This is a genomic window from Clostridium yunnanense (genome assembly GCF_016595795.1).
Taxonomy (GTDB): Bacteria; Bacillota; Clostridia; order Clostridiales; family Clostridiaceae; genus Clostridium_AR; species Clostridium_AR yunnanense.
In genome coordinates, this window is the sequence record NZ_JAENHN010000046.1 from 147,792 (window position 1) to 172,039 (window position 24,248).

Genomic DNA, 24,248 nt, shown 5'->3' on the forward strand with positions numbered 1-24,248 from the left:
CTTGGCACTTAAAATATAATTTTTATTTGGATATATGCATTATCTACATATTTATTATAACGAAGTAGTTATTCCTTTAGTATCATTGTGTTATTCCTTATAGATAAAAATGTTGTGTCTAACATTATATTATAGTGCAATATAGAACCTGTCTTTTATTAACCCCACAATGCACTAGCATCACTTGAACTTCTGTTTAAGCGAGAAAAATCCGTTTTAACAAATGAATTAGTAGCTAATATTAGGAATATGATGCCTATAGCAATAATGATAGCAAAAGACATAATAGGAGTAACAATAAATCCGTTAATTTCGATTGCTAAGCCCTGTCTCACAAGTTCTTCAGGTGCTAAATTAGTTTTCTCTAAAACAACCATACGGAAAAAAGCAGTTGCATAGGTCATTGGATTAATATAAGAAAAATACCTAAGAGTATCAGGTAGCATAGATATTGGAATATACGCTCCTGATACAAAGGTTAAGGGCATAGTTACAGCAGTTTTAACTATCTGAAAGGTTTGACCATTTCGTACAATAGTCGCTAAGTATAATCCAACACCAGAAAAAACAATTCCAACACTAATCATAGCTAAAAGAACCCAAAGTGGCGTTATCCATGAGGTAAATTTTATACCTATAAATAATCCAAGAATTAGTATCATTAACCCTTGTATGGTGGAGACGGTTGCTGCTGATAATAATTGCCCCAGGGCAACATTTATTCTTTTTGCAGGAGAAACTAAAACCTCTTTCATAAAGCCGCTTACCATATCATCAACAGTGGATGAGGCCAAGTTAAGTGAACCTTCAAACACTGTTGTTATAATAACTCCAGAGAGCATATATGCAATAGGATTTTCTATTGAGTTAATTTTAAAAATAGCACCAAATACATAAACAAAGAAAAATGGGAACACAAGTGAAAAAATTAAACCTGTTTTATTTCTTATAAAAGCCTTCAAGCCTCTTTTCCATAATGCAAATACAGTATTCATATTATGCTTCCTCCCTAATTTTTCTTCCGGTTATTTCTAAGAAAACATCATTAAAGGTACCTTTTTTTATTTCAATGTCAGTAATTACATCTTTTTGTAGACTTAGGACTTTCAATAAAATATTAGTATTTTCAGCATCAACCTTGTAGTAGCCATCCTTTTTCTCGTAATTCATTTTAAATTCTATTAGCAATTTTTCAAGTTCAGGTTCATTTTTTGTAGTGATATATGCCTTATCCTTAGTATACATTTTCTTTAAAGCATAGGGTGTGTCATGAGCCACTATCCTTCCACCATCTATAATTGCGATCTTATCGCATATTTCTGCTTCTTCCATATAATGAGTGGTAAGAAAAATAGTTATATTTCTCTCCTTTTGAAGCTTCACGATATACTCCCAAATATGAGACCTTGTTTGTGGATCAAGCCCTGTTGTTGGCTCATCAAGAAATAAAACCTTTGGATAGTGAATTAACCCACGTGCAATTTCTACACGACGTTTCATTCCACCTGACAAAGCACCTACTAGCTTCTTTCTTTCATCCAATAAATCAACTAAATTTAAAACAAACTGGATACGTTCCTCAACTTCTTTTTTGGGAACATTATAAAACACACAATGCATTTTAAGATTTTCGTCAATGGTCATTTTTGAATCTAGGGTTGAATCCTGGAACACAACTCCAATTGTTGATCTAACTTGACTTTTTTGTGTAGCAACATCTTTTCCATCTATTATAAGTGTACCAGATGTCTTATCAAATATTGTACACAGAGTATTTATGGTAGTACTCTTTCCAGCGCCATTAGGCCCTAAAAAAGCGAAGATACTTCCCTCCTCCACTGTAAAAGAAATATCATCGACAGCAGTAAAATCACCATATCTTTTAGTGAAATTCTTAACTTCAATTATCGGATTCATTTTCTCATCCCCTCCATAGGAATATATCCAAGTTATATTATTAAAGGAACACATTAATACTCCATTTAACTATTATCATAATTAGTTTTATAGCAAAATAGTACATAAATAATTATGTCTTATAATCTATATTTTAATCACTTTACAATATCATAAAGAATTTGTTCTATTGGTTATCCTATTTTTTAGAAATTGTTTCATACTCTTTATCATCTCTTCAAAATAGAAAAAAGGAATACTCAAAGCTCTTATAGCTCTAAGTATTCCTTTTATATCAAATTATATCTTTTAATTCACTAATATATACTAAAACTTACACTCCAAGAAATTTATCTTAATTATAATTTAATGCAATTACAACTGGCTCTCTTATTACTGCATCATTTAACTCTTTAAGATAATTATTTAAATCTTCTTTAATTAAACTATCTCGCTACATGCTTTCTAACAACTATAGTTTCAACTGTAACTAATGTAAGTTTTATAAGCTCCACCTTCTAATCAACTTAAAAACATTCTAGCAGTCACTTGGTCTAGGTGCAGAAGGACCAAGACCAATGGAGCAAAGCCAATTCAGAGCTACTTCATGTAGCACATTGATGTTATCTACCTGGCAGTGTTCTAATCCACCAAGTCTTCTATCCTCTATAGCGAAGAATGTCTTATTTTTTGAACCAGCCTGCTCGTAATTTTTAAGAGCTTGTGTTAGTGGATTTGGCTGAACTAATATCTCTTCCGCACCATGCATAACAAGAAGAGGACATTCTATCTGATGAAGTACACCTTCTAGATTGTAGGCAAAACGAGGATTTCCCGCAAAGTCATCCAAGCTTTCTGCACCAAGTATTCTCATGCCATGGGCAGCCAAACTAGGTGGCATCCATTTTAGCATTGCTTCCCAGTCGAATGCGTGGGTACCTCCGTCAGAGATGACAGCAGCAATCCTGTGGTCGAAGGAAGCAAATCTAAGAGAGTCATATGCCGCAAAGCTCTCGCCATGAACAATAATCTTGCTAGGATCAACTTCTGGTCTAGTTAGAAGAAAGTCGATTGCTCTTGAATGAAAAGCCTCACTATCAGCTCGTCTCCCCTTTCCTTTTTCGTACATTGAAAGACCAGTTCCAGGCTGATCATAAACCATAAAGTTATATCCACAGGAAATAAAAGCTGGTCCTAACCAGAAATAGTTCTCAACTGACCATTCATCACCACCATTGAGAGCCAAAATTGTAGGTTTCGGACCTTTTATCCATGAAGGTGAAAAAAAGTACCCATCCAACTTAACATCCTCATAGTCTACTTGGATTTTCTCTGGTTTGACATCGAAGTAATTTCCGGCAGCTTCGAAAAGTTCATTTACTTTCCTAAATATGCGCATTTTTTCGGTGTCATTATCCATCACAGCATATTCAGCTATTCTGTAGTAATTCAACGCACGAATGTAACAGTTACGTGCTGTATACCAGTTTCCAACAGCTTCTGCCTCCTTGCCATGCTTTTCCAAGGCCTCTGCTGTTATAAGCCATTCTCTATGCCATGATTCCTTATCATTTGGATCTATTTTTTTGCATGCCTCATAAATTTCGGTGACGTCAGTAGCACCAAGACTTGCCATTCCTAAGGCTTTAGTTACTTGATATGACATCATATAGTTGTTTGGCCAACGGCTGAATTCAATTGACATTGTAGTATCCTCCTTCTCTAGTTGTATTAGTTACTCCAGTCCTTCTCTGATTAAGTACAAGGTTGCATGTTTCGAAATAGTAGCACCTATCTATGTCAGTGCCGTGAGCTTGCTTCTCTACCATATCATTTCCTCCTATCAGTTTACTTGCTGTTTTTAAGCTACAAGTAAATTTTAAGATATAAAAATAAATCAGGCCTAAAAGGAAAATAAATCTTTATAAAAAGAATATAAAAAATTATAAAGAAATAAAGAACAAAAAGGCCACTGCTGTATTCTATACTTTCAACCAGCATTGACCTTTAATTCATTGTAGAAAAATAATATTAGTTTTTTGAAAGCGGAAGGCTGAACTTTATCCCAAGACCGCCATACTCAGAAGAATATGCATATATTTCTCCACCATGATATTCAATAATTGATTTACAGCTTGCAAGCCCAAGCCCTATCCCACCGTTTTCAATTTGCCGCGATTTATCAACAGTAAAAAATTTAAGAAATAGTGAAGGTATATCCTTATCTGGAACTCCAGTGCCATTATCCTCAATTTTAAAATAGGCATAAGATCCTTTAGAGTATCCAGTCATATAAACTTTCAACTCTTTTTTTCCTCCATATCTTATAACATTACTGAAGAGATTACCAAAGACCCTGCCTATCATAGTTTCATTGACCATAAGCATTATATTTTCCGTGAATAAATGCTTGTAAGCAAGCTCACAGTTAAGTCCTGATAACTCATAGTCATACTCTTGAGCAATGTTTTCAAATAATTTCGATGCATCAACTTGTTTCAATATCATGGATTCTAAATCCTGTTTTTCTTTGGTGAAACTTATAAAGTCATTGATAAGTTCAGCCATATATTTTGACTTTTTTTGAATCAACTCGTAATATTCCTGTTTTTCATTTTCTGATAGCCCCTTTTGCATAGCTAACAGTTCAGCAAAACCGCTAATAGATGTTAATGGTGCTTTTAGATCGTGAGCAATAGCAGAAATCATATCCGTTTGCTCTTTGTGTGCTAGTTGGAGCCTCTTTTCCATCTTATTAAAGTGCTTATAAAGGTCTCCAATTTCATCATTACTCCTTAATGCAAGTGGTGGCAATGGATGCACAATATTTACTCTTTCCAATCTTCTATTAAGCAGTCCAATGGGTTTTTCTATAAAAAAATTAATATACATAATCAAAATAATAAATATAAAACAGGCAATAGCCAATATAGGAAGGAGTACTCCTATATATGAGGGATTAAATAATGAACTAGATATATGTGGATATTCTGCAAAGATAAACTTCAAATAAATTCCAATTGAAACCATAAAAAATATAAACATCAACAGGAACAGTAGAGGAAGCTTTATTTTCAGTTTCATGCTATTATTCTCCTTCCTTGTACTTATATCCAACGCCCCAAATTGTTTTAATAAAGTCATATTCAGGACCAAGTTTCTTACGGATATTTTTTATATGAACCGTTACAGTATTTAATTCTCCGTACTCGTCTCCCCATATATATTCATATATCTGCTCACGAGTCAATACATTATTGGAGTTATGCATAAGCATGGACAATATTTGAAATTCCTTTGTTGATAAATTAAGCTTTTTGTTATTTAGAAATGCTTCAAAGGTTTTATCATTCAAAATTAGAGGTGAATCAATACTTTCTCTATCGGGACTAAGTTCATTCCACTCTTTAAAAAGCCTGTCAACTTTTCTGAAGTTAGCCCTTATCCTGGAAGTAAGTTCCTGAATACTAAAAGGCTTTGTCATGTAGTCATCTGCCCCTACTTCGAGCCCAACGATTTTATCAATATCCGTATCCCTGGCACTTAAAAACATAATTGGAGCATTATAAGATTCTCTGACGCTTCTACACACATCAAGACCATCCATACCAGGCATCATTATATCAAGAATTATGAAATCAATGTGATTTTCTTTCAATGCACATAAGGCTTCTTTCCCAGAACATGCTGAAATAGTTTCAAATCCCTCATAACTTAAACTCTTTGCTATTAGTTTTACTATATCTTTATCATCATCTACAACTAATATCTTTTTTTGCACTTTTGCACCTCCGAGCTACTTCAATAAGCTTTCTCTTCCACAGTCAAAATTATAGATTAACTGGAGCCTTTAGCTTTATCAAATATATCAACCTCTTTTATGCCTTGTTATGAGACTTTTCCAAAGAGATTTTTTATTAAGGTACTTCAGTACCTTACATACAAAGCTTAGCACTCTTTTTTTTAATATGCAATTATATATTTATTTTATTTCATGGTGTTGATAAAGTAGTGAATTTTTACAGTTTTATGCCTTGTTTCAGATAACTTCAAAAACCTCATTTATTTTGGTACTGTTCACAGCATCTACTATAAGTGAGGTTTTTCTATTTTATTCTTCTGTATATTTCTTGGTATTCATGTAGAATTTAATGTCAAAGAGAAAAAGCATCTATCCTGCAAAGAATAGTGCTTTATACTCTTAAATTCATATCTTAAACTATATCCAATAGCTCTAAAAAATAAATATTCTAAATATGCTTATTATTACCATCTCTATACATTTCTTATTTCAACTAATTCGTCAGTATCAATCACTAAACGCATAGCTATAAAATCATAGTCAGCACCTCTTATAGTATTTACAAACTCCTCGATAACTTTAAAACCTAATTTCTTATATACTTTAATGGCTCTTTTATTAAATTTCGCAACTGTTAAGTCAATACAGTTATAATTATATTTTTGTTTTCCAAAATCAACTACTGATTTTACAAACTCTGTTCCAAAACCTTTTCCAGTAATATCCGGCCTCATTTGCACACCTATACAAAGGAATTCTTCAATATAATAAAACGAACAGTTTCCTACTAACTCATTATCTTCATTATAAATTGAAAAATTGTTATCTGAATCAATAAAACTTAGTATCCACTCTATTTTATTTTTATCAATACTATTATCATAGAATGAATATATATCCTCATATCTCCAAGTTAAAAATTCCTCTACATCACTTTTTGTAGCTACTCTAAATTCAAACTTCATATTATCCTTGCCCTCCTAATTATTTATTAAGATATGAGCAAAGACTACTAAAATAAAACAATTTGATATTCTACTAATTTAATTTTTTCATAGCAGCCTTTGCTATGAATTTAAAAATGGCTTTAAACAAGGATATTTCACGTTAATCACTCCAGTCATATTATTTTAATATAAGAATCTTATTTATTTATGGTACGGTTAAATGCACCGTTGTATAATTGAGTCCCTAATTATATTTTTATTTCTTTAAAGATATAGTATTTCTATTATTACCGTTTTCTGATCCATGTGTATATCCCACAACCTTAAAATGCTCCGAAAGGCTCTTAACTAAACTATCATAGTCTTCATATTTTGCTCTAAGGCAGGTGGAAAGATGGACTACTTCAACATCATTTTTAATCAAACTTTCAACCTTATGTTCTAAATCTCCTCCCACATGGGTAAATGCTATTAACTCCACCTCAGACCCATAATCGCTAAAAGAATCAACTCTCTTGTTATAGGCGTTGAAACAGCCTTTTCCGGTACATCTATTCATCGTATCTTCGTTAACCAAAATCGCAATTTTCATATGTATCCCCCTTATATAATAAAACAAAATTATTAGCTATTAAATTGTTATATAAGCCAATATTGATAAAATATTCATTGATAGTTTACCATGTTTATTATATTACTGGTATATCACTTAAGCAGTGATTACTGTCACAAACAATGTATGGTTTATTCTCAACTTTTTAATGAAAGCTTAGTAGTTTATTGGAGACACAAAATGCAAGTATATGTTTTATGTGCTATAGGTAGAGTTGGAAATGTTTTTACTGAACTTACATGCAAATGCCGAATGAAACATACAGATTTAGAAAAGTAACTTATATGTAATTATATTAAATATTTGAATTTTTGCAGGTATGTGGTATATAATTAAACAAATGTATAATTGTAAATTATGATGTATAAATAGCTTAGGTGGTGAAAGTAATGATCGGTAACTTTGAGAACAATATGTTTTATGGAACATTAGCTATTTACTTTATTACAAATTTAGTTAACACAGTTATAATGTATAAGTGCAAGAGGAGACAATTAAAATTATTATTTGCGATACTGCCATTACCTATATTGTTTATTTACTGTACTGCTAATATTTTGATATTTAAGTCAATTGTTGATATAAGTAATCCACCTTTCGGTACTGACTATAGTGGCTATTTTATGGGATTGGTAATTCTTGCAGGTTTTCTAATGGTTGTTTTTTACGTAGTAAATATAATTTATATGCTTATTTTTACTTTACACAAACCCTACCAATGAGTTTTAAGTATTAATCATCATACGGTATTTTCACCTATAAAAACAGCCTTAGGCAAGTTATATAAATGCCTAAGACTATAAATCGCACTTATTTATGATACTATTCAACTTAAATAATCTTATAACATATCTTCGGAGTAAAAGCACATCCTTAAATAATAAATCTTAAAGATGTGCTTTTGTATATAATATTATTTCTTTAATTTGCTAATCATTAAGCCCCTTACCATCAAGAATTTGCTGCATATACTTTTCAATCCTTGAGGTTCGAGTTTTCGATTGTTTAGCCTGAGAAAAGTAAAAAATGTATGCCCTTTGTCTTCCTGGTGTTAGAGCTTCAAAGGCAGTTTTAAGTTCAGGTAACTCGTTAAATTTACTTTGTAGTTCTTCAGGTATTATGTACTCTTCATTTTTCTTTAATTCTACTTCCAAACCAGCTTTTTCAATTTCAATAGCTTCATTAATATAGTCTTTTAAGGTATCTTCCATCTCAATAATTTTTTCAACACTTGTGAATCTAATCTGGCGTGCTGCCTGAACATTTTCTGTTTGCTGCACTAAAATGCCCTTTGTATCCTTTAGCAAAGCTCCTTTAATAAACAGGATCGCACAGTATTCTTTAAAGCCATGTATTAAAAGTATATTCTTTTTATCAAAGGTGTAACAAGGTTTTCCCCACTTTAATTCTTCCGTAAGCTCACAGTGAAGAAGGATTTCTCTTAATGCTTTAAGCTCTTCTTGCCACTTTTTTTCTTCAGTTAAAAATTCATCAACCTTAGGATTTGTAATAATATTTGCCATCTAGGAACACCCCTTTTCAAATTTTTTCATCTGCTACTGGTCATACATATATAAGGTTAGTATTAATACCTGTTATAATGCAATGTCAATTTAATAAACTCAAAATCTGTTAAAGTAAATCAACCCATTATAATGCTTTTTTCATACATACACTTTCATCGTCACCTATATATACACCATAGTTTTCAATAATTTCATAACCAGTTCTTTCATAAAGCTTAATTGCTTCTATTTGTTTTCTTCCTGTTTGTAAAATCCCAAATCTATACTCATCGCTTCTTCCAAGCTCTTCTATTTGTTTAACAATTAATTTAGACAGCCCTTGACCTCTGTTTGCCTTTTTAACAAATATTCTTTTAAGTTCTATAGTATTATTATCATATTCTTTAGAGGCACCACAAGCTACTGGCTCATCATCTATATAAATAACTATTACGTCCTTCAAGTTATAATCAACACTATTTTGCTTAGAATATATCTTTATATCTTCTCCATATAGTTCATAAAGGTTTTCATCCAATAGTTCCGTAAGCTTTCTAAAATCTTCATTTTTACTATCAGTTTTTAATATTCTCATTAATTTCCTCCTGTCATCTACAAATCACTCTATAAATTACCCAAAATTAAACTACTAAAACTTATTGAAAGTATACTCTATTTTTCAGTAGCTTTCAATTTATAAAAAATCTGTTGCTATGTAGATGTATCGCTCAATAGACAAAATAACTCATATATCTACACCTCAATTTATATATTTTTTTTAAATATTAATATAATATTTATTTTAAGTTAAAAACACATGATATTTGTAAATAGAAAATTTGTAATGCATTTCACTTAATTATTGTTAAGAATGTACTTCTATAGTCGTATTCTCAGTGCTTAATCCTTCTCTCCTACAACCTAAAGCCTTCAGAGACCATATATGGATATTTCATGTAAATAAGTCTAGATTTCTTACATTTTCAATATTTGAAGCTAATAATCTTTAGGTTTATACTTATCATGGTTATTTTACTATAAAATATTTTTATCAATAATATATTTTACATAATATTCAAAGAAACACAATTTATTTTTATATATTAAATATTAGTATCACATCTAGAGATTTTATTGAAGGCTGGTGAGTGTAAATATGAATATGAATTTAGGTTTTTTACGACAAAATACTGAAGAAAGACGTGAATTAATATTAAATGGTCCTATACTTTCAACTCTTTTCTTACTTTCAATCCCAACACTTATGATGGGACTAGTTCAATCCATAATACCTGTAATGGATGGAATTTTTATAAATAATATTGTTGGAACCATTGGTGCAAGTGCAATAACCTACTCAGGTCCAATAATAAACATGGCTATAGCTCTTTCTCAAGGTCTTAGCGTAGCTGCAATCGCAATTATTGGTCAGATGAACGGCAGAGGTCATTACAAGAAAGCGAAGCAGGTTTCAACCCAAGTTGTGGTATTCTCATTTCTTATAGGAATAATAACAGCTCCTATACTTTACTTCTTAGCATTTCCTATATCAAGCCGAGTTGATCCACAAATATCCCATGATGTCTTTTTGTATCTTGCATTAAATTCATTAGTTCTTCCTTTTTTATTTCTTGAAGCTATATATAACTCTATAAAGAATGCCAACGGGAAGCCTGAAGCAACCTTTATAAGAATGATGCTAATGTTAGTTTTGAAGTTTCTATTTAATATATTGTTTATAGTTGTTTTTCCTTTGGGACTTGTAGGTTCAGTTATGTCTTCTTTTGCTGCAAACCTAATTATCTGTATTTGGATGTTTTATGAATTGTTCGTTAAGAATGGGGATGACAAGCTTATACTAAAAGGCTTTAAATTTGATTTTAAAATTCTGTTCAAGCTTGTAAAGATAGGAATACCTTCTATGATATCAAGCTTAATGCTTAGCCTAGGTTTCTTCCTTATAAATAATGAAATTGAAAAGTATGGTCCTGTTGTTTTGACCGGTCAAGGAATCGCAGGAAACATAACCTCAGTTTGCTTCATACTACCATCAGCCTTTGGTTCTGCTGTAACCACTATGGTAAGTATGAATGTAGGAGCAGGACAAGGTGATAAAGCTCGTAAGTCTTGTATAGAAGGCTGCATAGTGAGTGCTATTACTGCAGCATTATTAATCATTACAGTAGTTCCACTGTCCCCTTACCTAACAGTTTTATTTACCAACAACCATGATGTGCTTGAGATTGCTAACAAGTCTCTTCATATATACACTTATTCTGTAATAGGCTTTGGGATATGTATGGTGGCGCAAGGTGCTTTCATAGGACTTGGCCGTACAGGAATACCACTTATTATGGGCTTTCTTAGAATATGGCTTTTAAGGTATGTATTTATCTTGGCAACAGAGCATTACCTTAGCTTTTATTCAGTATTCTGGGGAAATTTGTTCTCAAACTACATGGCAGCAATAATCATCACCGTTTTAATGACTAGAATAAAGTGGGTATCTGCTTTATCTAAAAAAGAAAGTAAAAGAGAGACTACAAAACTTGCTTCTATATAATTCTATAAATAAAGTTACTAGCCACTCAATAGTGTTCTACTCATTAAGAAGAACACTATTGAGTGGCTATTTGTTTTCCGAATCATTTGTTTTTCTACAAACCTATCTTCTCAGAATTCTTTCATATATATCCTTTATATTACTATTTAAAACCCAGTAACTCTAAAGCTAAAGCTATTTCCAAATCTTAATTTTTACGCTTAGTTATATGTAGCTTTACATAAATAGAAATTAAACAATGATTCTACATCATTTTATGGAAAGTATGCTTGACATTTATACTTAGCAGCACTACAATTAAATTACGGAAAGCAAGCTTTACATGAAAAGGAGTGGCAATGTGAAAAATCGTTTAGAAGAGATACGAAAAAAACACGGCATTAAGCAAGAAGATTTAGCAACTGCTCTTGAAGTGTCGAGACAAACAATTGGTTCACTAGAGAACGGAAGATACAATCCATCAATTCTATTAGCCTTTAAAATCGCAAAATATTTCAATATGAGCATCGAAGAAATCTTTATTTATGAGGAGGATTAAATAAAATGAAAAAAAATACTACAAATTACTTTGCAGTGGCATTTGGATTGTTGCTATTATGTATAGGGTTATACCTTAGTAAAACAATCTTTGAACCTCAAGGGATTATGAGAGCCTTCCCTTATGTATGTATCGGCCTCGGATGCGGAATTTTTGGTCATGGTATGGGGGAAATTATCAGCCGTAGATCATTAAAAAATCATCCTGAGATTGATAAACAAATTAGGATTGACAAATCAGATGAACGTAATGTTTCTATTGCAAATCTCGCAAAGGCGAAAGCCTATGATATGATGATATTCATATTTGGCGCATTAATCCTTACCTTTGCTTTAATGGGAATTGATATGATAGCTCTTCTTCTTTTAGTGTTTTCATATTTATTTATTGTTGGCTATGGTATTTATTATCGCTACAAATTTGATAAAACAATGTAATTAAGCCTGTACTAAACTCAACTACTAAGTTATGCGTGCCCGACAATCACCAGAAGCCTTGATTATAAAATATGTATAAATTAAATTTCTATATAGACCCTTTAATAAAAGCAGCTTAGACCTCTTAGTCCAAGCTGCTTTCTGTATAAGAATATTTAATAATCAATTACTAGCTTTCTTATTGGAAGAACTGTCTTGAATCTTGTGCATCTCTTTTTAAATGTGTCTCTGATATATTGTTTGGCTCGCTACCATCTTCTGATACACATTTAAGATATTCTGTTCCATTTTTTGCTTTGGCTATTTCAACATCTCTAAGTACTCCTTGTTTTGCAAACATAACAGCTTCACCTGTTGAAATTCTTTCTCCGTTGTCTAATTCATATAATATTATCTGATCGTCCTCATCTTTTATAATTTTAGCTATTGTGTGCGCAAAGTTCTTATCTATAGGCATATAATCATTCCTTTCTTAAACTTAATACATATTAAGTTTAAGCAGTTCTTTACGGTATATACATGATTTTAATTAATTTATTAAAAATTCGCTAGCGGAATATTTTATAGATGAATTACTATTTCAATGTATAATATTTACCCTATTTCATCCATAACTGACCCACTCCATGTTGCAATAATTATCTTTCTATCACCATCTACAAATTCCATATCTGATATATAGTCAACATCATATTCCTTTATTAGCTCGCCTGTTTCATGATTATACAACAAGCCTTTATCTTTTGATTTAAATTCATCAATCTCCTCAGAAATCTTTATAAACATATATTTTTCATTTATAGATAATATAACTTTTTCTATTCCATCATATTCTTTTTTACTCTTCATCTTAAAGTCCTTATCTAGCTTAACTAAATAATAACCTTCATTGGGCATCACACCATATTGTAAATAGCAAGATGAACAAATAATAAAACTATCCCTTATTTGCCTAAAATTAACTATCGAATCAATCTTTATTTGTTCAAAAACAAGTGGTTCTGATAGATCTGCAATATATGCCATTTTGGTTAATAATTCCGTTGCAATAATTTTCTTTTCGTATTTATCAAAATATAAATCCACATGTCTCCCTTCATTAAGAGGTTTATTGTGAAAATCATATAATACTTTATGATTATAAGTATCAGTATTTAACATCATGATTTTTCCAGTCCAATCAGTATCAAGTATATTTTTCCCATCCTCCATAAAATGAATATCGCATCCTTCATGATGTTCCATCTCACTATCTCCTAAGAGTTCTCCTTCTGGAAAAGAATATACTGCGATTTTCCCACTGGTATTTTTAACAGCAAAGCGGTCAGCACATGCATTTATAGCTACACTGCTTATATGACTTATAGTTTTATATTTATATAAAAGTTTATAGTCTTCCATACCAGTTACATAGACAGTATTCCTTGAAAAAGTAAAAAGAAGTTTTTTCTCCTCATTTACAGCAATTCTATAACCACCTTTAATTTTTTTCATGATTATTCTCCTCTACAAATTTACTATTTATATTAGTTAATCTTAAATTGTGATTTATTTGTAAGTATTATTTTCCATAAGGTATTAATTGTTTTTTAAAGATAATATTAAGTTCAGTGATTAAAATAATCTATCACGTTTATAGTCTATATATCCAGAACCTAGCAGAGTTTTAAGAATAGTCTTATGTTTAGAGTTATCCCTCCAGCTTAACAATACTTTTTCCTACATATTCTACAAACTTTGCAATACTCCTTTTTTAAATGTTAAGACACCTTTGCCATTAATTATTTTTTACTTATATTTTTCATCATTTTTGTTTGCTTTTTAGTGGTCCTTTTAACATGAACTTACGTAAATAATAAAGTGTAATTTTAAAAAAATAAAAACTCTTACCATTATTACTGATAAGAGTTTCTATAATCTTTTCTTACAATGATGATTTAGATATATAACATCATTGTGTAATTATAGAGAATTTAGTTTATATTTATGAAAATATGTTATCTTTTCTAATGGACAGATACACCCTTTACTCATATCTACCTAGCAACTTTATTATTATTTTGCAAAGCTCAGGATTATTTTTAAGCTTCTCTTCATTGAAGGAAATTTTATTTTCTCTAAGAAGCTCACAAGCCTTTTTGAATAATATCATGTGTTCTATGTTTATAACCTTATCCATGCTATCACCATATTTTGTTTTTGTTATATATTATGATGATAATCATAATAAGCTACAAACATTTATTTATCGGTGCTCGGCACTTCTCCAACTCTAAAGCTGTTGTCATCCTTTAACTCACAATAAAAGTATTGTTTATTATCATTAGTATAATACCTTCCTACTAGTTCATCTGCTCCTTCTACTGCAAGCGCAAGGTTAGTTTGCCCATCTTTTAATGGAATTTTCAGTTCTACAACTTCCATATCCATAGCTCTTAAAATGGCTGCTACACAAACTCCTAATGAATAGTTGTCACCTTCCTGTTTTTCTAAGGTTTCAGAAGGCTTTTGCAGAGTAATTGTTTTATCATTCACTTCTGTCTTATATTTAAATTTACTTATTAGAGAATAAACCGCTGAGATTTTATGAAAATTATCTAAGCCATTTAAATCACATAGCTCTTTAATCTGTTCTCCAAAATCTTTAACATTCTTCTCAACCTCTAGTTGAGTTTCCTCATCTTGAACTATGCTATTATCTCCTTTTTCAAAACTCACCTTAAAATCTATAGGCTTTTTTATACTCAAAGCATCCATAATATAGCTCCAGTTAAAATCAATATAATCCTCTCCAGCCTCTTCAGCTAGTTCCTTCCTTTCGTTCTTCTCTTCCGTTTTTATCTCACTCTTTAGGTCCTTCTTAATCTTCTTAAGCCTTAATTCTTTAAAGATAAATATTAAGCAAAGCATGCCAAGTACTATGATCTTAATATCTATTACCTTAAAAAGTATCTGAAGAACTAAGGATAGAATAATAAGAACTCTTGCTGATAGATTTATAGATCTTTGCCCTTTAGAATATTTAATTAGGCTCCACTGACTTATATCTATATTCTTAAATACGAATAAACTTTTTCTTACTACATTGGTTAACAAAAAATAAAGCAGTAAAAATAAAATCACAAAGCTTACAAAATATATTGTAGGCGGTAAATAATCTGAAGAAATATAAAGCAAAAACTTAAAAGGTGGATTTGGGTAGGTTTCTAAAAGATAGTCTGCAAATTTTATACAAAGTCCATATACCGCCAGGTTCAGAGGGATCACATAAAATACTATAATTAAAAATAATGCGATTATTTCTATCATATACTGTTCCCCTCCTTTATACTCATAAATGGAGTTATGCTGCTAAGCTCCACTCCTAAGGTAAGCTTGATTATTGATATACTATCTATAAAAACATCTTCCCCATCAATGGTAGAAATCTCATATCCACTTAGCTTTGAGTTTAATACATCCTTTGTAGCTTCTACAAAACCTTTAGTTGATACAAACATTCCATGTCTTTCTAGTTCTCGGCTATTATTATACTGAAGTAATTCTTTAGACTTAATCACACCTTTATCAATCCAACTTGAAATCCCTTCGTTTAATTCATCCCCATATTTGAATCTTAAAAACTCATAAAAGTCTAAAGCTAAATAACTTTTTGAAGCCTCCAAAGCATATTCTTCTATGATTTCCTTTATGGCTTCTTCCTTAAACTGTTTAATATCCGAAAGTTTTGCTGCAAGACCTGAATAAATTCTTCCAAGATCTTTACTTTGAGCTTCATAAAACCTCTTTCTATCCTTAAAGTCAAGCAAGCTGGTTATAAGATTTTCATCATCCAAATCATCATATTCTGCTTGAGCTAAAATATCTGACCTTACTTTTTTGCAATTTTCGATGCCTTCAGCTACTTCTACGATTCTTTGATTAATATAATCTATTATTGATTTTTGACCTTCAACTAATTTATTTTCCATATATTGCTTAACTAAGATACCAGAATTCTTATATACTTCATCTATATAAGTTTTTATGAAATCATTGAACTTTTTCACTTTATATTTGTAATCTAACCAAGTGATAGAGGATGTTAGACCTATTAATAAGAATACATATATAACCTTCATGATAGTACTTAGATAAGGAAAGAACAGATTATTTGAGGAATATATTAAAAAGCTTATAAGAATAACCATCTTCACTATAAACCCAATATAATTAGGATAATTATAAACTTTTCTTTTCAAGGTTTCATTTAAATAACTTATATCCTTAGGCTCTTTAGTTCCATATCCTGCAGACTGCCCCTCTGCACTTTTTAATAATTCCTGTAAGAAGTTTTCTCCTTGTTTTAGACTATAACTTAAAGCTACTTCATTTAAATCTCTATTTATTGCCTCCTTGGCTCTAGCTTTAATATCTATTGAACTTTTGTCTATCTTTTTCTTTATTTCTCCTAGATATTTTTGTTCAAATACCCCTTCCCAGTTTTTCATGATTCTTGGGTAATCCCAGATGTTATCCGTTAGGTTTACTTCTATAGCTTCATTGAACTTTAGCGTAGGTTCATCACCATCTATAAGAGGCACTCCGTTTTTAAGCTCATTTATATGAATACTGCTTTTAATGCTTCTAAAACTATCATAAGGACTATAATCAATATATTTTTCAAAGCTTATAGCCCTGTCCATAAGATCAAAAGCAAGATAACCTGAAAACTCTTTTAAAAGCTTATCCTTTCGAACTGATAAAGCTGATATTCCGATGGTACCAACCTTAAAGTCACCTTCATGCATCAATATTCTCTGGTTAAAATAGGATAAAGACGGCTGCTTTGATGGAACAATATTAAGATATATTAAATGAGAGCTTATATATTCTAACTCTTCCTTTGAGATTCGTGTACCATCCTTTGAGATGCTATGAAGAAGATATATTTTAGAATCAATATTTATCATATTTTCTTGCTTAGTAATGAACTTAACAATCGTGCTTAGATTATTTACTCCTCTTAATTTTTCTTCCTCAGTATACGCCCATTCTTTGTGAACTATTGGAATGATATATAAGGACACCCCTGAATACTGTGACTTATCCACATTTCCATAGTTCAGTCCATAAATACTATCAATTAATTCACTTGCTGATATTTCTGCACTATACATGTCCCAAAGCACATAAATATTTATCTTTACCCCTTCAATATTCTCATTTCTAACCTTATATCCTAAATCTACAAGTTTGTTAAGATTTTTAGCTGATAAAAGCTTATTATCCACTATTTCCTGAAGCTCACTTTTTATATCCTCAATACTTTCTACATCATAGCATTCTATTAGATTTAAAAAGTGCTCAGGTGTTCCTAAGAGCATATTATTTAAAAAGTCCAGGGCCTTTTTACCAGAAGGCCCTGCAGAAATTACTAATGAAGGATTAAATACTTCATTCATTTAAAACACCTCTACTATAATGATGTTTTATATTTAAGCTTCTCATAAGCAATAAAATCCTTCTCATTTACTTCATCGGAGATGAATTTTATCATATGCTCTTTTAGTTCTTCTTTTTTAAAGCTCTTTTCTATGGACATCACAAAATCATGCATTAATTTAATTAACTGCTTGTCTTGTGCTAACTTATTAATAACCTCTTCCTGAGAAGTACCTACGATAAGCTTCTTATCTATAGTTGCCTTGTTCATAGGGAATTCCATGCATTCTTCCATATTATCTTCAAATTCAATGCAGTAAGGAGAAGAATAGATATATTTAAATCCGTCCTCATATCTAATATTCTTAACAAAGTCTCCATCAACATTTAGTATTAATCCGTAAGCTAAGGATAAATAATAATCCTCCATCAGTTTTTCTGTATCTAGATCCAAATCACTAAGTCCAATATATGACTCATTTAGGTGAAGCGGATAAGCCTTTGTGGAAAGAAGTCTTAAATAAAACTGCTTATAATTTTTTATGTCTGGGAGATATCCTGCACAAGCTCCCATGGTTATATGAATTACATCGATTGAGTATGGATTTGTTGTTTCCACATATCTTGCTTGTCTTGATCTTTCCCCTGTTTGACTTCTAATCCAATTGTCTATAGGTTCTTGAGGTTTTATTGTAAATCCATTTGTTATATTCTCATCCTTTATTGCTCCAATGTAATAACATTCAGTCCAAGATACCTCTGGATTTTTTATAGCAGACCAAAACGGCTTGGATAGCTTAGACGTTATCTCAAGCTGCTCTCTAACATAATCATTTATACTTATATTTTTATCTTTTGCGTTTTGCTCTAAGATCTCCATTATGTTAATCTTAGAATCAATCTTATCAAATTCTCTTTCGCAAATTTCTAAAAGTCTATCTTTACCTTCTTTAATAACTGAAATAATACTCATATCCTTAAACATTGCTGAAACTTTTTCTGTAAGATTCTTACCGAAATTCTCATAATAATAGTGTTCATAGAATTCCTTTGTAATCATTTCTCTGGAAATAATGTTGCCACCGTACTTTTTGTTTGCCTGATAATTGATCTTGTTCAGCCTATTATTAACCTGATTAATAGAAGCATTTATATCTCCAATTACAGCACCAATACTAGCCTTACAGTCATCAATTATCTCTGCTGCTAGATCATACTTTTTCTTTAAGATCTTATAAGATAGCTCCCCAAATTTCTGATCTACAAACTTATTAAAGTCTGAGATGAGTTTTCCATCTACATCCTTCTTACCATTTTTGACCTTCTTATCTTTAATATTGTCCATACTGTTTTCAATATTTGCTCTATCGACAGTGCTATTATTATTATAATCTGCATAATTTTCATAATCACTTGCAAAGGCTGCTTTAAGCTCAGTTAAAATCGCATTTAAGTTAATTAGTCCATACTCTACAGCCTTTTCATTTACAAAGCTGCTGAGGATTCTATTTACTACTTCTTTACTACTCTCCTGATCACTTTTCCATTGCTGATATCTTTCATCTGAGATATTTTCAACTCTCTTAAGATTTCCTTTTTTGGCTATAAACTCAGTGTATTTCTTTCCACTATATCTATTACTGCTTCTAAAGTCCTTAAGTCTATCTGTGATTTCTAAGGCTTCATTTATCTCCAGTGCTAAGTTTTGAGCTATTTCATAAAGGCTTTCCTCTTCACTTGAATTAGATATCTTCGATAATATCTCTGAAGTGAGTCTATAAGCACAGTATCTTCTCAAATTTTCTACTGGAACCTCCATTGAGGAAGATGAAAAAGTACTAAAGTGTCTGTCCCTTTTTAACACCGGGTCTTTATCTTTACATATAAAATTAGCATAATCTGCTCTTAATTGTGAGCCAAGCTTTGTTCCTACCTCCTGGAATAGTTGAAGTGAACACAAATCGTAAATATCTTCAATGTTCGTTAACACTCCACCCATCTCATTTTTATTTTCAAGTAGATAGCAGATATCAAAAAGCTTCTTTTCAAGCTTGATTTCTCCTATATTGTTGTACTTAAAGGAGTATTTTTCATCATCTGGATTTGTGATAGAAGACATGAAAAACTCCAATTCTTTAAGTGCAGCATAGCAGTTTGCCTTACTTCTATTTTGAGCATCTAAATCCGAAGAAAGCTTGTCATCATAGCAGCTTTCTAAGGTAAATAATCCAATTATATTTGTATTATCCCTGTTGAATACCTTCGATAACATTACTGCTACATCTAAGAAAGTACCGCAACCAGTGCCCCCAGCTAAAGATCCAACTACATAAACCTTATGTCTGTCTATATTTTCTAAATAAGCTTCTCCAACATCTGTTAATACCTTGTGTAGATCCACAAGATCATTCTTAGCAGTATTTAAAGTATCATATACTAGCTGTGCATTTTTAGCTAAATACATTCTACCTATAGGTCTCATTAGTCCTGCACCTTGATCTGTTGACGTAAAGAAATCAGGAGTAATAGGTGGATTTTTAGGAAGCCAATCAAAATATGGATTCTTATAAGCCCAATCTAAAGTTGTCTTAACCCCTTCTCCAAATCTCAATTGACACTTTTCATTGTTATCTATGTCATCATCTAAAAAAGATTTTAAATCAGTATCGATTATCAAATATCTTATAGGCAGCTTCTTACCACCATATCTTTTACTAAATAGCTTTTTAAGTCTTTTAATAACTTGAAAGCCTGTACCTCCTAGTCCAATAACTAAAGTAGGCATAATATCCTTTGGCACTTCCATGTTACGCATTGTGTACCTCCTAATATAGTAATTTTTAGGTTATGTTTATGTACTGTGTTAAAATTTAGGTGCCACTATTCCGATACTTAAATGAGCTTCGCAGAGAATTAATATGATTTTCTACAATGTAACACCTAAAACTGTATAAACTCACTACGTTCGGACAAATACAGTTTTTTAACGGCTTATGGTTTCAACTCCAACTATTGATATATGCATGCATAAAAATCTTCAGAAGCCAAGATTTTTAAACAAGCATATATCAAGTTTTCGTAAAGAACCATATATTCCCTCTCCGAAAATCATTTGATTCTAGTTGCTTGCTCATAATAGTATCTTCATAGTGTCCCCTAAATTCCAACTGCTAATATAAACATAACCAGATTGTAATTATAGTTTTTTAATAATAAACTACATAAAAATGACTCTTATTTTTTCTTTCTTTATAGTTAAGGACACCTCCACTCCTGGTGTGTAGGCTACTTCACTTCCTACCTCTTCATCATTAAATAGAATTTCCTGTGGTTCTGTACCGCAGTAGGTAAATTTGAATATATTATCCTTCTTAATCAGATAGAGCAAACCAAGTAAGAATTGAAGGTTGTCCTCTACTGTAAGCGTAAAATATCCTATTGCATTATCATCTATATCATCTATAGCTATGGTTTTAAGTCTATTATTAAAATTAAGATACATAGTATTTTGCAGTAAGTTCATAGAAAGATTTATTGAACTAGTTCTTGAACCAACGGTGCAATCTAATTCTTTTGCCACACTATAGCTCTCAATGTTTTTCTTAAAGGAACTCTTCCCTAAGAGGTATAAGAACAAAGCTATTAAAGCCAAGGCTACTATAATTATTAAGGGAATCTTGAATAAGTTTAAATAGTACAAAGCACCTGACAATATAACTATTTTTGTACTTATACTTTCAGTTACTTTCACATCGTCAGCGGTCTTAAAGGAAAGCTTCAGGTTTCTTGAATTTTTAATAGGTTTTATTGAAACTGATATTTCCTTTGGTCCTTTTGGATCTACTTCAAATTCTCCTACTTTGTTTTTATCTTCATCTAAAATCTCTACTTTTTGTTTATCATATAGTATGATATTGGCTAGCTTTATATTTAAATTTACGATTTCTCCAAACTTATAATTTTTCTTAGAAGAATTGAGCCCTTCAATATCAATAGCAGGCTTATCTATTACATTAATGCTTTCATAAGGCAGATAATAGCTAAAGCTTTCGTTATTCACCACTCCGTTTATGCTGGTAGAGATCTTCACTATTCCTTTTTTATCTAACTCAATTTCACTTAAAAGCGCTCCATTTTCAAGCTTTAACGGATATTCTTTCTTTTCCTTTCCATCATCTATAACTACAGTTCCACCTAAGCTCACAACCTTTGTACCATCCTTAGGTACAAGTTTTAGTTTTAGTTTATCTCCCAGTTTTACATTCTTAGGCAGCCCTGACTCATAATAAAAAGGTGGATAATCATTAACATGTATAACTACTTCCTTAACCCCAATGATGCCGCCATTTCCATCTTGAGCTATTAAGGTAATTGGGTATTGACCAGGCTTGTCCTTATTAAATTCAAACTTAAAAACATCCCCAACCTTATTATTAAGGTTTTCAATCTTATCTTGTTCCTTCTTTTGAAGATACACTCCATCGAGCTTCTTATCGCTATCAACAGTTATATCAAACTTCAATGGTATTCCCCTTGGTATATTTAGAGTTGACTGCGCTGCATTTATATTTATACTTGCTTTACTTTTTATCTGAACAATAACTGAATTCTTAGAATTGTCTTTGCTATCTATCTTTAAGGTCTTATCACTGTTATTTTTCAATCTATAAATCTTATAGGTATCCCCAGTTTTATCTGCTGGAACCTCCTCACCATTTGAAGTAACACTCACTAAAGGTGATTTATTTTCACAGGAAGCAGTCTTTATGATAACTTCATCAATCATTGAACTTAACTTAATTTCCTGACTTTTTTGACTTTGGGTATTGTTGTTGGCTATGGTGTAAAAGCCCTCCATATCACCAAGCATCTTACTAAAAGCATTAAAAAGTTCTGCGGAGTTTTCACAGTATAGAAAATCTCCATCTGTGTTAAAAGCTATGGAATTCAATCTATTTTGATCCACATCCTTCGAAAGTCCTATGGTGTTAATCTTTATCTTTAAGGAATAGGCTTTTTTTACTAAGGAATTAAGCTCACTTTCATGATTTGCATTAAGTCCATTAACAGGGTCTTCCTTTCCATCGGACAAAATAATAATTGATTTATCCCCGGTCACTCCATCAAGCTGAGAAATAGCTTCCTTCAAACCTTCCTTAAGATCAGTACCTCTATCTTCAAACTTTATAGACTGAAAAAAGGTTTTTAAACTTTCTCGTGAAGGCTTTTCACTGAGCTTTTTATCATAAGTCACCGTTTCTCCAAAGCCTAAAACATTCACATTTACCTTATCACTTAGGGTATCCATAAGCATAACACCAGCTACTAAGGATAATCCAAATGGATCTGTTTTCTTCATACTTAAGGATTTATCTATTAAAATAATTAGATTCTTTTCTTGATTTTGTTCTGCAGCTTTAACTTTTTTGACTTCTTTTATCACGCCAAAATTAAAAATACTTAATATAAAAACTACTGTTATTGCAACAATATGCAGTTTTGTTTTTCTATCTGAATTTTTTCTCAAGCCTCTCCCCTCCCAAATAAATTTACTTTAATATACTATTTAAAATGAATTTTAATTAGAACAAGGATTGAATTTGTTAAGAATAATTTAAGACTTATACTTAGTAGGATTAAATGACTGTGTTGAAATTAAATGCTTATTCATCCGATCCTTTAATGAGCTTTCGCAAAGAATTAATATGATATTCATAAATTTTCTAACAATCAAGTTGACATTGACGTAACGTCAATTGATATAATGAGTTTAGGTTAAAGGAGGTACTTTATGGAAGAAATGTATACAATAAGAGAAGTTTGTGATCGCTATGGTGTTACAACTAGAACACTTAGGTTCTATGAAGAAAAGGGAATGCTAAGAAGTGTTCAAGAAAAGGCGCGTATGCCAAGAGAATATTCTAAACATGAGGCAGAAAAAATTGGACATATATTATTTTTAAAAGAACTAGGTTTTAATATAAGTGAAATATGTGAGTTTTTAAATGATAAATATGATTTAAAATCAGCAATTCAAGCTAGACAAGCACTTATTCAAGCACAGATTGAATTAAAAAATATCCAACTTAGACGTCTGCAAAACACCATGAAGTTAATAAATGAAGGAAAAGATATTTTCTCATTTCACGGTGATATAAACGATGAAAAGAAGCTTATGAAAGAGAGAGCTTTAGAGTTTGCTAAAAGCTTCATAGAAAAAGATTGGGATTCTATGAGCAATTTCTTTTCACCTACAGCAAAAGACTTTTTATCTTTAGATATTATAAGAAAACTTCGAGAAACCATTTCTGATGAAATAGGAAATTTTAAAAACATTGTTCATACCCTGCAGTTTGACTATGATATATCGTTATATCTTGAATTTGAAAATTGTGGTGCTGTTATGAAGATAGTATTCTCAGGACCTTATATAGTAGGCTTCACTATAGATGAAATAGATATTGATATAATAAATGTTTTTTTCGCTAGAAATAGTAATGTTTTTAAATATGAACAATTCTAA

At 31.2% G+C, this 24,248-nt stretch carries 22 protein-coding genes; 5 read left to right on the forward strand and 17 right to left on the reverse strand.

The annotated features are described in order from the left end of the window. Positions 1 to 158 precede the first annotated feature (158 nt). The 8 genes from JHL18_RS16925 to JHL18_RS16960 all read right to left on the reverse strand — a co-directional run bounded on the left by JHL18_RS16925 (position 159) and on the right by JHL18_RS16960 (position 7,237). The gene (locus JHL18_RS16925) at positions 159 to 995 is read right to left on the reverse strand and encodes an ABC transporter permease (protein ID WP_200271383.1); all 837 of its coding nucleotides are present in this window, start codon (positions 993 to 995) and stop codon (positions 159 to 161) included. Position 996: 1 nt separating this feature from the next. Further along, positions 997 to 1,917 (reverse strand): ABC transporter ATP-binding protein, encoded by a 921-nt coding sequence (locus JHL18_RS16930; RefSeq protein WP_200271386.1) that lies wholly within the window; start codon positions 1,915 to 1,917, stop codon positions 997 to 999. A gap of 517 nt (positions 1,918 to 2,434) precedes the next feature. Beyond that, a complete protein-coding gene (locus JHL18_RS16935) occupies positions 2,435 to 3,601 on the reverse strand; it encodes an alpha/beta hydrolase family protein (protein ID WP_200271388.1) in 1,167 nt (388 codons plus the stop codon). Continuing rightward, positions 3,591 to 3,725: a transcriptional regulator gene (locus JHL18_RS16940; RefSeq protein ID WP_200271390.1), complete on the reverse strand. Its 135-nt coding sequence runs from the start codon at positions 3,723 to 3,725 to the stop codon at positions 3,591 to 3,593. The genes JHL18_RS16935 and JHL18_RS16940 overlap by 11 nt, the downstream gene beginning before the upstream one ends. A 202-nt stretch (positions 3,726 to 3,927) precedes the next feature. After that, a complete protein-coding gene (locus JHL18_RS16945; RefSeq protein WP_200271392.1) occupies positions 3,928 to 4,980 on the reverse strand; it encodes a sensor histidine kinase in 1,053 nt (350 codons plus the stop codon). Between the two features lie 4 nt (positions 4,981 to 4,984). Further along, a complete protein-coding gene (locus JHL18_RS26495; RefSeq protein WP_200271394.1) occupies positions 4,985 to 5,677 on the reverse strand; it encodes a response regulator in 693 nt (230 codons plus the stop codon). A gap of 494 nt (positions 5,678 to 6,171) precedes the next feature. Then, positions 6,172 to 6,663 (reverse strand): GNAT family N-acetyltransferase, encoded by a 492-nt coding sequence (locus JHL18_RS16955; protein ID WP_200271396.1) that lies wholly within the window; start codon positions 6,661 to 6,663, stop codon positions 6,172 to 6,174. A gap of 238 nt (positions 6,664 to 6,901) precedes the next feature. Continuing rightward, positions 6,902 to 7,237: a CGGC domain-containing protein gene (locus JHL18_RS16960; RefSeq protein WP_200271398.1), complete on the reverse strand. Its 336-nt coding sequence runs from the start codon at positions 7,235 to 7,237 to the stop codon at positions 6,902 to 6,904. Positions 7,238 to 7,647: 410 nt separating this feature from the next. On the opposite strand from JHL18_RS16960, the gene JHL18_RS16965 reads away from it, so the two are divergent. Then, positions 7,648 to 7,980, forward strand: coding sequence for a hypothetical protein (locus JHL18_RS16965; RefSeq protein ID WP_200271400.1), 333 nt, complete (start codon positions 7,648 to 7,650; stop codon positions 7,978 to 7,980). A 207-nt stretch (positions 7,981 to 8,187) separates the two neighbouring features. Here the strand turns inward: JHL18_RS16965 and JHL18_RS16970 are convergent, their stop codons facing one another. Then, positions 8,188 to 8,781 (reverse strand): YdeI/OmpD-associated family protein, encoded by a 594-nt coding sequence (locus tag JHL18_RS16970; protein WP_200271402.1) that lies wholly within the window; start codon positions 8,779 to 8,781, stop codon positions 8,188 to 8,190. A 127-nt stretch (positions 8,782 to 8,908) separates the two neighbouring features. Further along, a complete protein-coding gene (locus JHL18_RS16975) occupies positions 8,909 to 9,358 on the reverse strand; it encodes a GNAT family N-acetyltransferase (RefSeq protein ID WP_200271404.1) in 450 nt (149 codons plus the stop codon). Between the two features lie 561 nt (positions 9,359 to 9,919). Between JHL18_RS16975 and JHL18_RS16980 the strand changes: the two genes are divergently transcribed. The 3 genes from JHL18_RS16980 (at position 9,920) to JHL18_RS16990 (ending at position 12,301) form a co-directional block, all read left to right on the forward strand. Then, on the forward strand, positions 9,920 to 11,326 hold the full coding sequence (locus tag JHL18_RS16980) for an MATE family efflux transporter (protein WP_243277916.1): 1,407 nt from the start codon (positions 9,920 to 9,922) through the stop codon (positions 11,324 to 11,326). 340 nt (positions 11,327 to 11,666) lie between these two features. Further along, positions 11,667 to 11,864 (forward strand): helix-turn-helix transcriptional regulator, encoded by a 198-nt coding sequence (locus tag JHL18_RS16985; RefSeq protein ID WP_200271406.1) that lies wholly within the window; start codon positions 11,667 to 11,669, stop codon positions 11,862 to 11,864. 5 nt (positions 11,865 to 11,869) lie between these two features. Next, positions 11,870 to 12,301 (forward strand): DUF6442 family protein, encoded by a 432-nt coding sequence (locus JHL18_RS16990; protein WP_200271408.1) that lies wholly within the window; start codon positions 11,870 to 11,872, stop codon positions 12,299 to 12,301. A gap of 178 nt (positions 12,302 to 12,479) precedes the next feature. Here the strand turns inward: JHL18_RS16990 and JHL18_RS16995 are convergent, their stop codons facing one another. From JHL18_RS16995 to JHL18_RS17025, 7 genes are all read right to left on the reverse strand, one after another. Further along, the gene (locus JHL18_RS16995) at positions 12,480 to 12,758 is read right to left on the reverse strand and encodes a DUF3892 domain-containing protein (RefSeq protein ID WP_200271410.1); all 279 of its coding nucleotides are present in this window, start codon (positions 12,756 to 12,758) and stop codon (positions 12,480 to 12,482) included. A gap of 137 nt (positions 12,759 to 12,895) precedes the next feature. Continuing rightward, positions 12,896 to 13,795, reverse strand: a complete 900-nt coding sequence (locus JHL18_RS17000; protein ID WP_200271412.1) for a hypothetical protein — start codon at positions 13,793 to 13,795, stop codon at positions 12,896 to 12,898. A gap of 532 nt (positions 13,796 to 14,327) precedes the next feature. Next, the gene (locus JHL18_RS17005; protein WP_200271414.1) at positions 14,328 to 14,480 is read right to left on the reverse strand and encodes a hypothetical protein; all 153 of its coding nucleotides are present in this window, start codon (positions 14,478 to 14,480) and stop codon (positions 14,328 to 14,330) included. A 62-nt stretch (positions 14,481 to 14,542) separates the two neighbouring features. Next, a complete protein-coding gene (locus tag JHL18_RS17010) occupies positions 14,543 to 15,610 on the reverse strand; it encodes a hypothetical protein (RefSeq protein ID WP_200271417.1) in 1,068 nt (355 codons plus the stop codon). Further along, positions 15,607 to 17,745 (reverse strand): hypothetical protein, encoded by a 2,139-nt coding sequence (locus JHL18_RS17015; protein ID WP_200271419.1) that lies wholly within the window; start codon positions 17,743 to 17,745, stop codon positions 15,607 to 15,609. The genes JHL18_RS17010 and JHL18_RS17015 overlap by 4 nt, the downstream gene beginning before the upstream one ends. 14 nt (positions 17,746 to 17,759) lie before the next feature. Continuing rightward, positions 17,760 to 20,540, reverse strand: a complete 2,781-nt coding sequence (locus JHL18_RS17020) for a tubulin-like doman-containing protein (protein WP_200271421.1) — start codon at positions 20,538 to 20,540, stop codon at positions 17,760 to 17,762. Positions 20,541 to 20,942: 402 nt separating this feature from the next. Further along, positions 20,943 to 23,252 carry a VWA domain-containing protein gene (locus JHL18_RS17025; RefSeq protein WP_200271423.1) on the reverse strand — a complete coding sequence of 770 codons (2,310 nt, stop codon included), beginning with the start codon at positions 23,250 to 23,252 and terminating at the stop codon, positions 20,943 to 20,945. A 264-nt stretch (positions 23,253 to 23,516) separates the two neighbouring features. On the opposite strand from JHL18_RS17025, the gene JHL18_RS17030 reads away from it, so the two are divergent. Continuing rightward, positions 23,517 to 24,248, forward strand: coding sequence for a helix-turn-helix domain-containing protein (locus JHL18_RS17030; RefSeq protein WP_200271425.1), 732 nt, complete (start codon positions 23,517 to 23,519; stop codon positions 24,246 to 24,248).

What these genes read in the sequence shown, in the direction of transcription:
- JHL18_RS16965 (WP_200271400.1), top strand. Translation starts at nt 7,648, where the DNA reads ATGATCGGTAACTTTGAGAACAATATGTTTTATGGAACATTAGCTATT.
- JHL18_RS16960 (WP_200271398.1), bottom strand. Translation starts at nt 7,237, where the DNA reads ATGAAAATTGCGATTTTGGTTAACGAAGATACGATGAATAGATGTACC.
- JHL18_RS16970 (WP_200271402.1), bottom strand. Translation starts at nt 8,781, where the DNA reads ATGGCAAATATTATTACAAATCCTAAGGTTGATGAATTTTTAACTGAA.
- JHL18_RS16925 (WP_200271383.1), bottom strand. Translation starts at nt 995, where the DNA reads ATGAATACTGTATTTGCATTATGGAAAAGAGGCTTGAAGGCTTTTATA.
- JHL18_RS16980 (WP_243277916.1), top strand. Translation starts at nt 9,920, where the DNA reads ATGAATATGAATTTAGGTTTTTTACGACAAAATACTGAAGAAAGACGT.
- JHL18_RS17005 (WP_200271414.1), bottom strand. Translation starts at nt 14,480, where the DNA reads ATGGATAAGGTTATAAACATAGAACACATGATATTATTCAAAAAGGCT.
- JHL18_RS16975 (WP_200271404.1), bottom strand. Translation starts at nt 9,358, where the DNA reads ATGAGAATATTAAAAACTGATAGTAAAAATGAAGATTTTAGAAAGCTT.
- JHL18_RS17000 (WP_200271412.1), bottom strand. Translation starts at nt 13,795, where the DNA reads ATGAAAAAAATTAAAGGTGGTTATAGAATTGCTGTAAATGAGGAGAAA.
- JHL18_RS17010 (WP_200271417.1), bottom strand. Translation starts at nt 15,610, where the DNA reads ATGATAGAAATAATCGCATTATTTTTAATTATAGTATTTTATGTGATC.
- JHL18_RS16930 (WP_200271386.1), bottom strand. Translation starts at nt 1,917, where the DNA reads ATGAATCCGATAATTGAAGTTAAGAATTTCACTAAAAGATATGGTGAT.
- JHL18_RS16935 (WP_200271388.1), bottom strand. Translation starts at nt 3,601, where the DNA reads ATGTCAATTGAATTCAGCCGTTGGCCAAACAACTATATGATGTCATAT.
- JHL18_RS17030 (WP_200271425.1), top strand. Translation starts at nt 23,517, where the DNA reads ATGGAAGAAATGTATACAATAAGAGAAGTTTGTGATCGCTATGGTGTT.
- JHL18_RS16955 (WP_200271396.1), bottom strand. Translation starts at nt 6,663, where the DNA reads ATGAAGTTTGAATTTAGAGTAGCTACAAAAAGTGATGTAGAGGAATTT.
- JHL18_RS16945 (WP_200271392.1), bottom strand. Translation starts at nt 4,980, where the DNA reads ATGAAACTGAAAATAAAGCTTCCTCTACTGTTCCTGTTGATGTTTATA.
- JHL18_RS16990 (WP_200271408.1), top strand. Translation starts at nt 11,870, where the DNA reads ATGAAAAAAAATACTACAAATTACTTTGCAGTGGCATTTGGATTGTTG.
- JHL18_RS17020 (WP_200271421.1), bottom strand. Translation starts at nt 20,540, where the DNA reads ATGCGTAACATGGAAGTGCCAAAGGATATTATGCCTACTTTAGTTATT.
- JHL18_RS16940 (WP_200271390.1), bottom strand. Translation starts at nt 3,725, where the DNA reads ATGGTAGAGAAGCAAGCTCACGGCACTGACATAGATAGGTGCTACTAT.
- JHL18_RS16995 (WP_200271410.1), bottom strand. Translation starts at nt 12,758, where the DNA reads ATGCCTATAGATAAGAACTTTGCGCACACAATAGCTAAAATTATAAAA.
- JHL18_RS17015 (WP_200271419.1), bottom strand. Translation starts at nt 17,745, where the DNA reads ATGAATGAAGTATTTAATCCTTCATTAGTAATTTCTGCAGGGCCTTCT.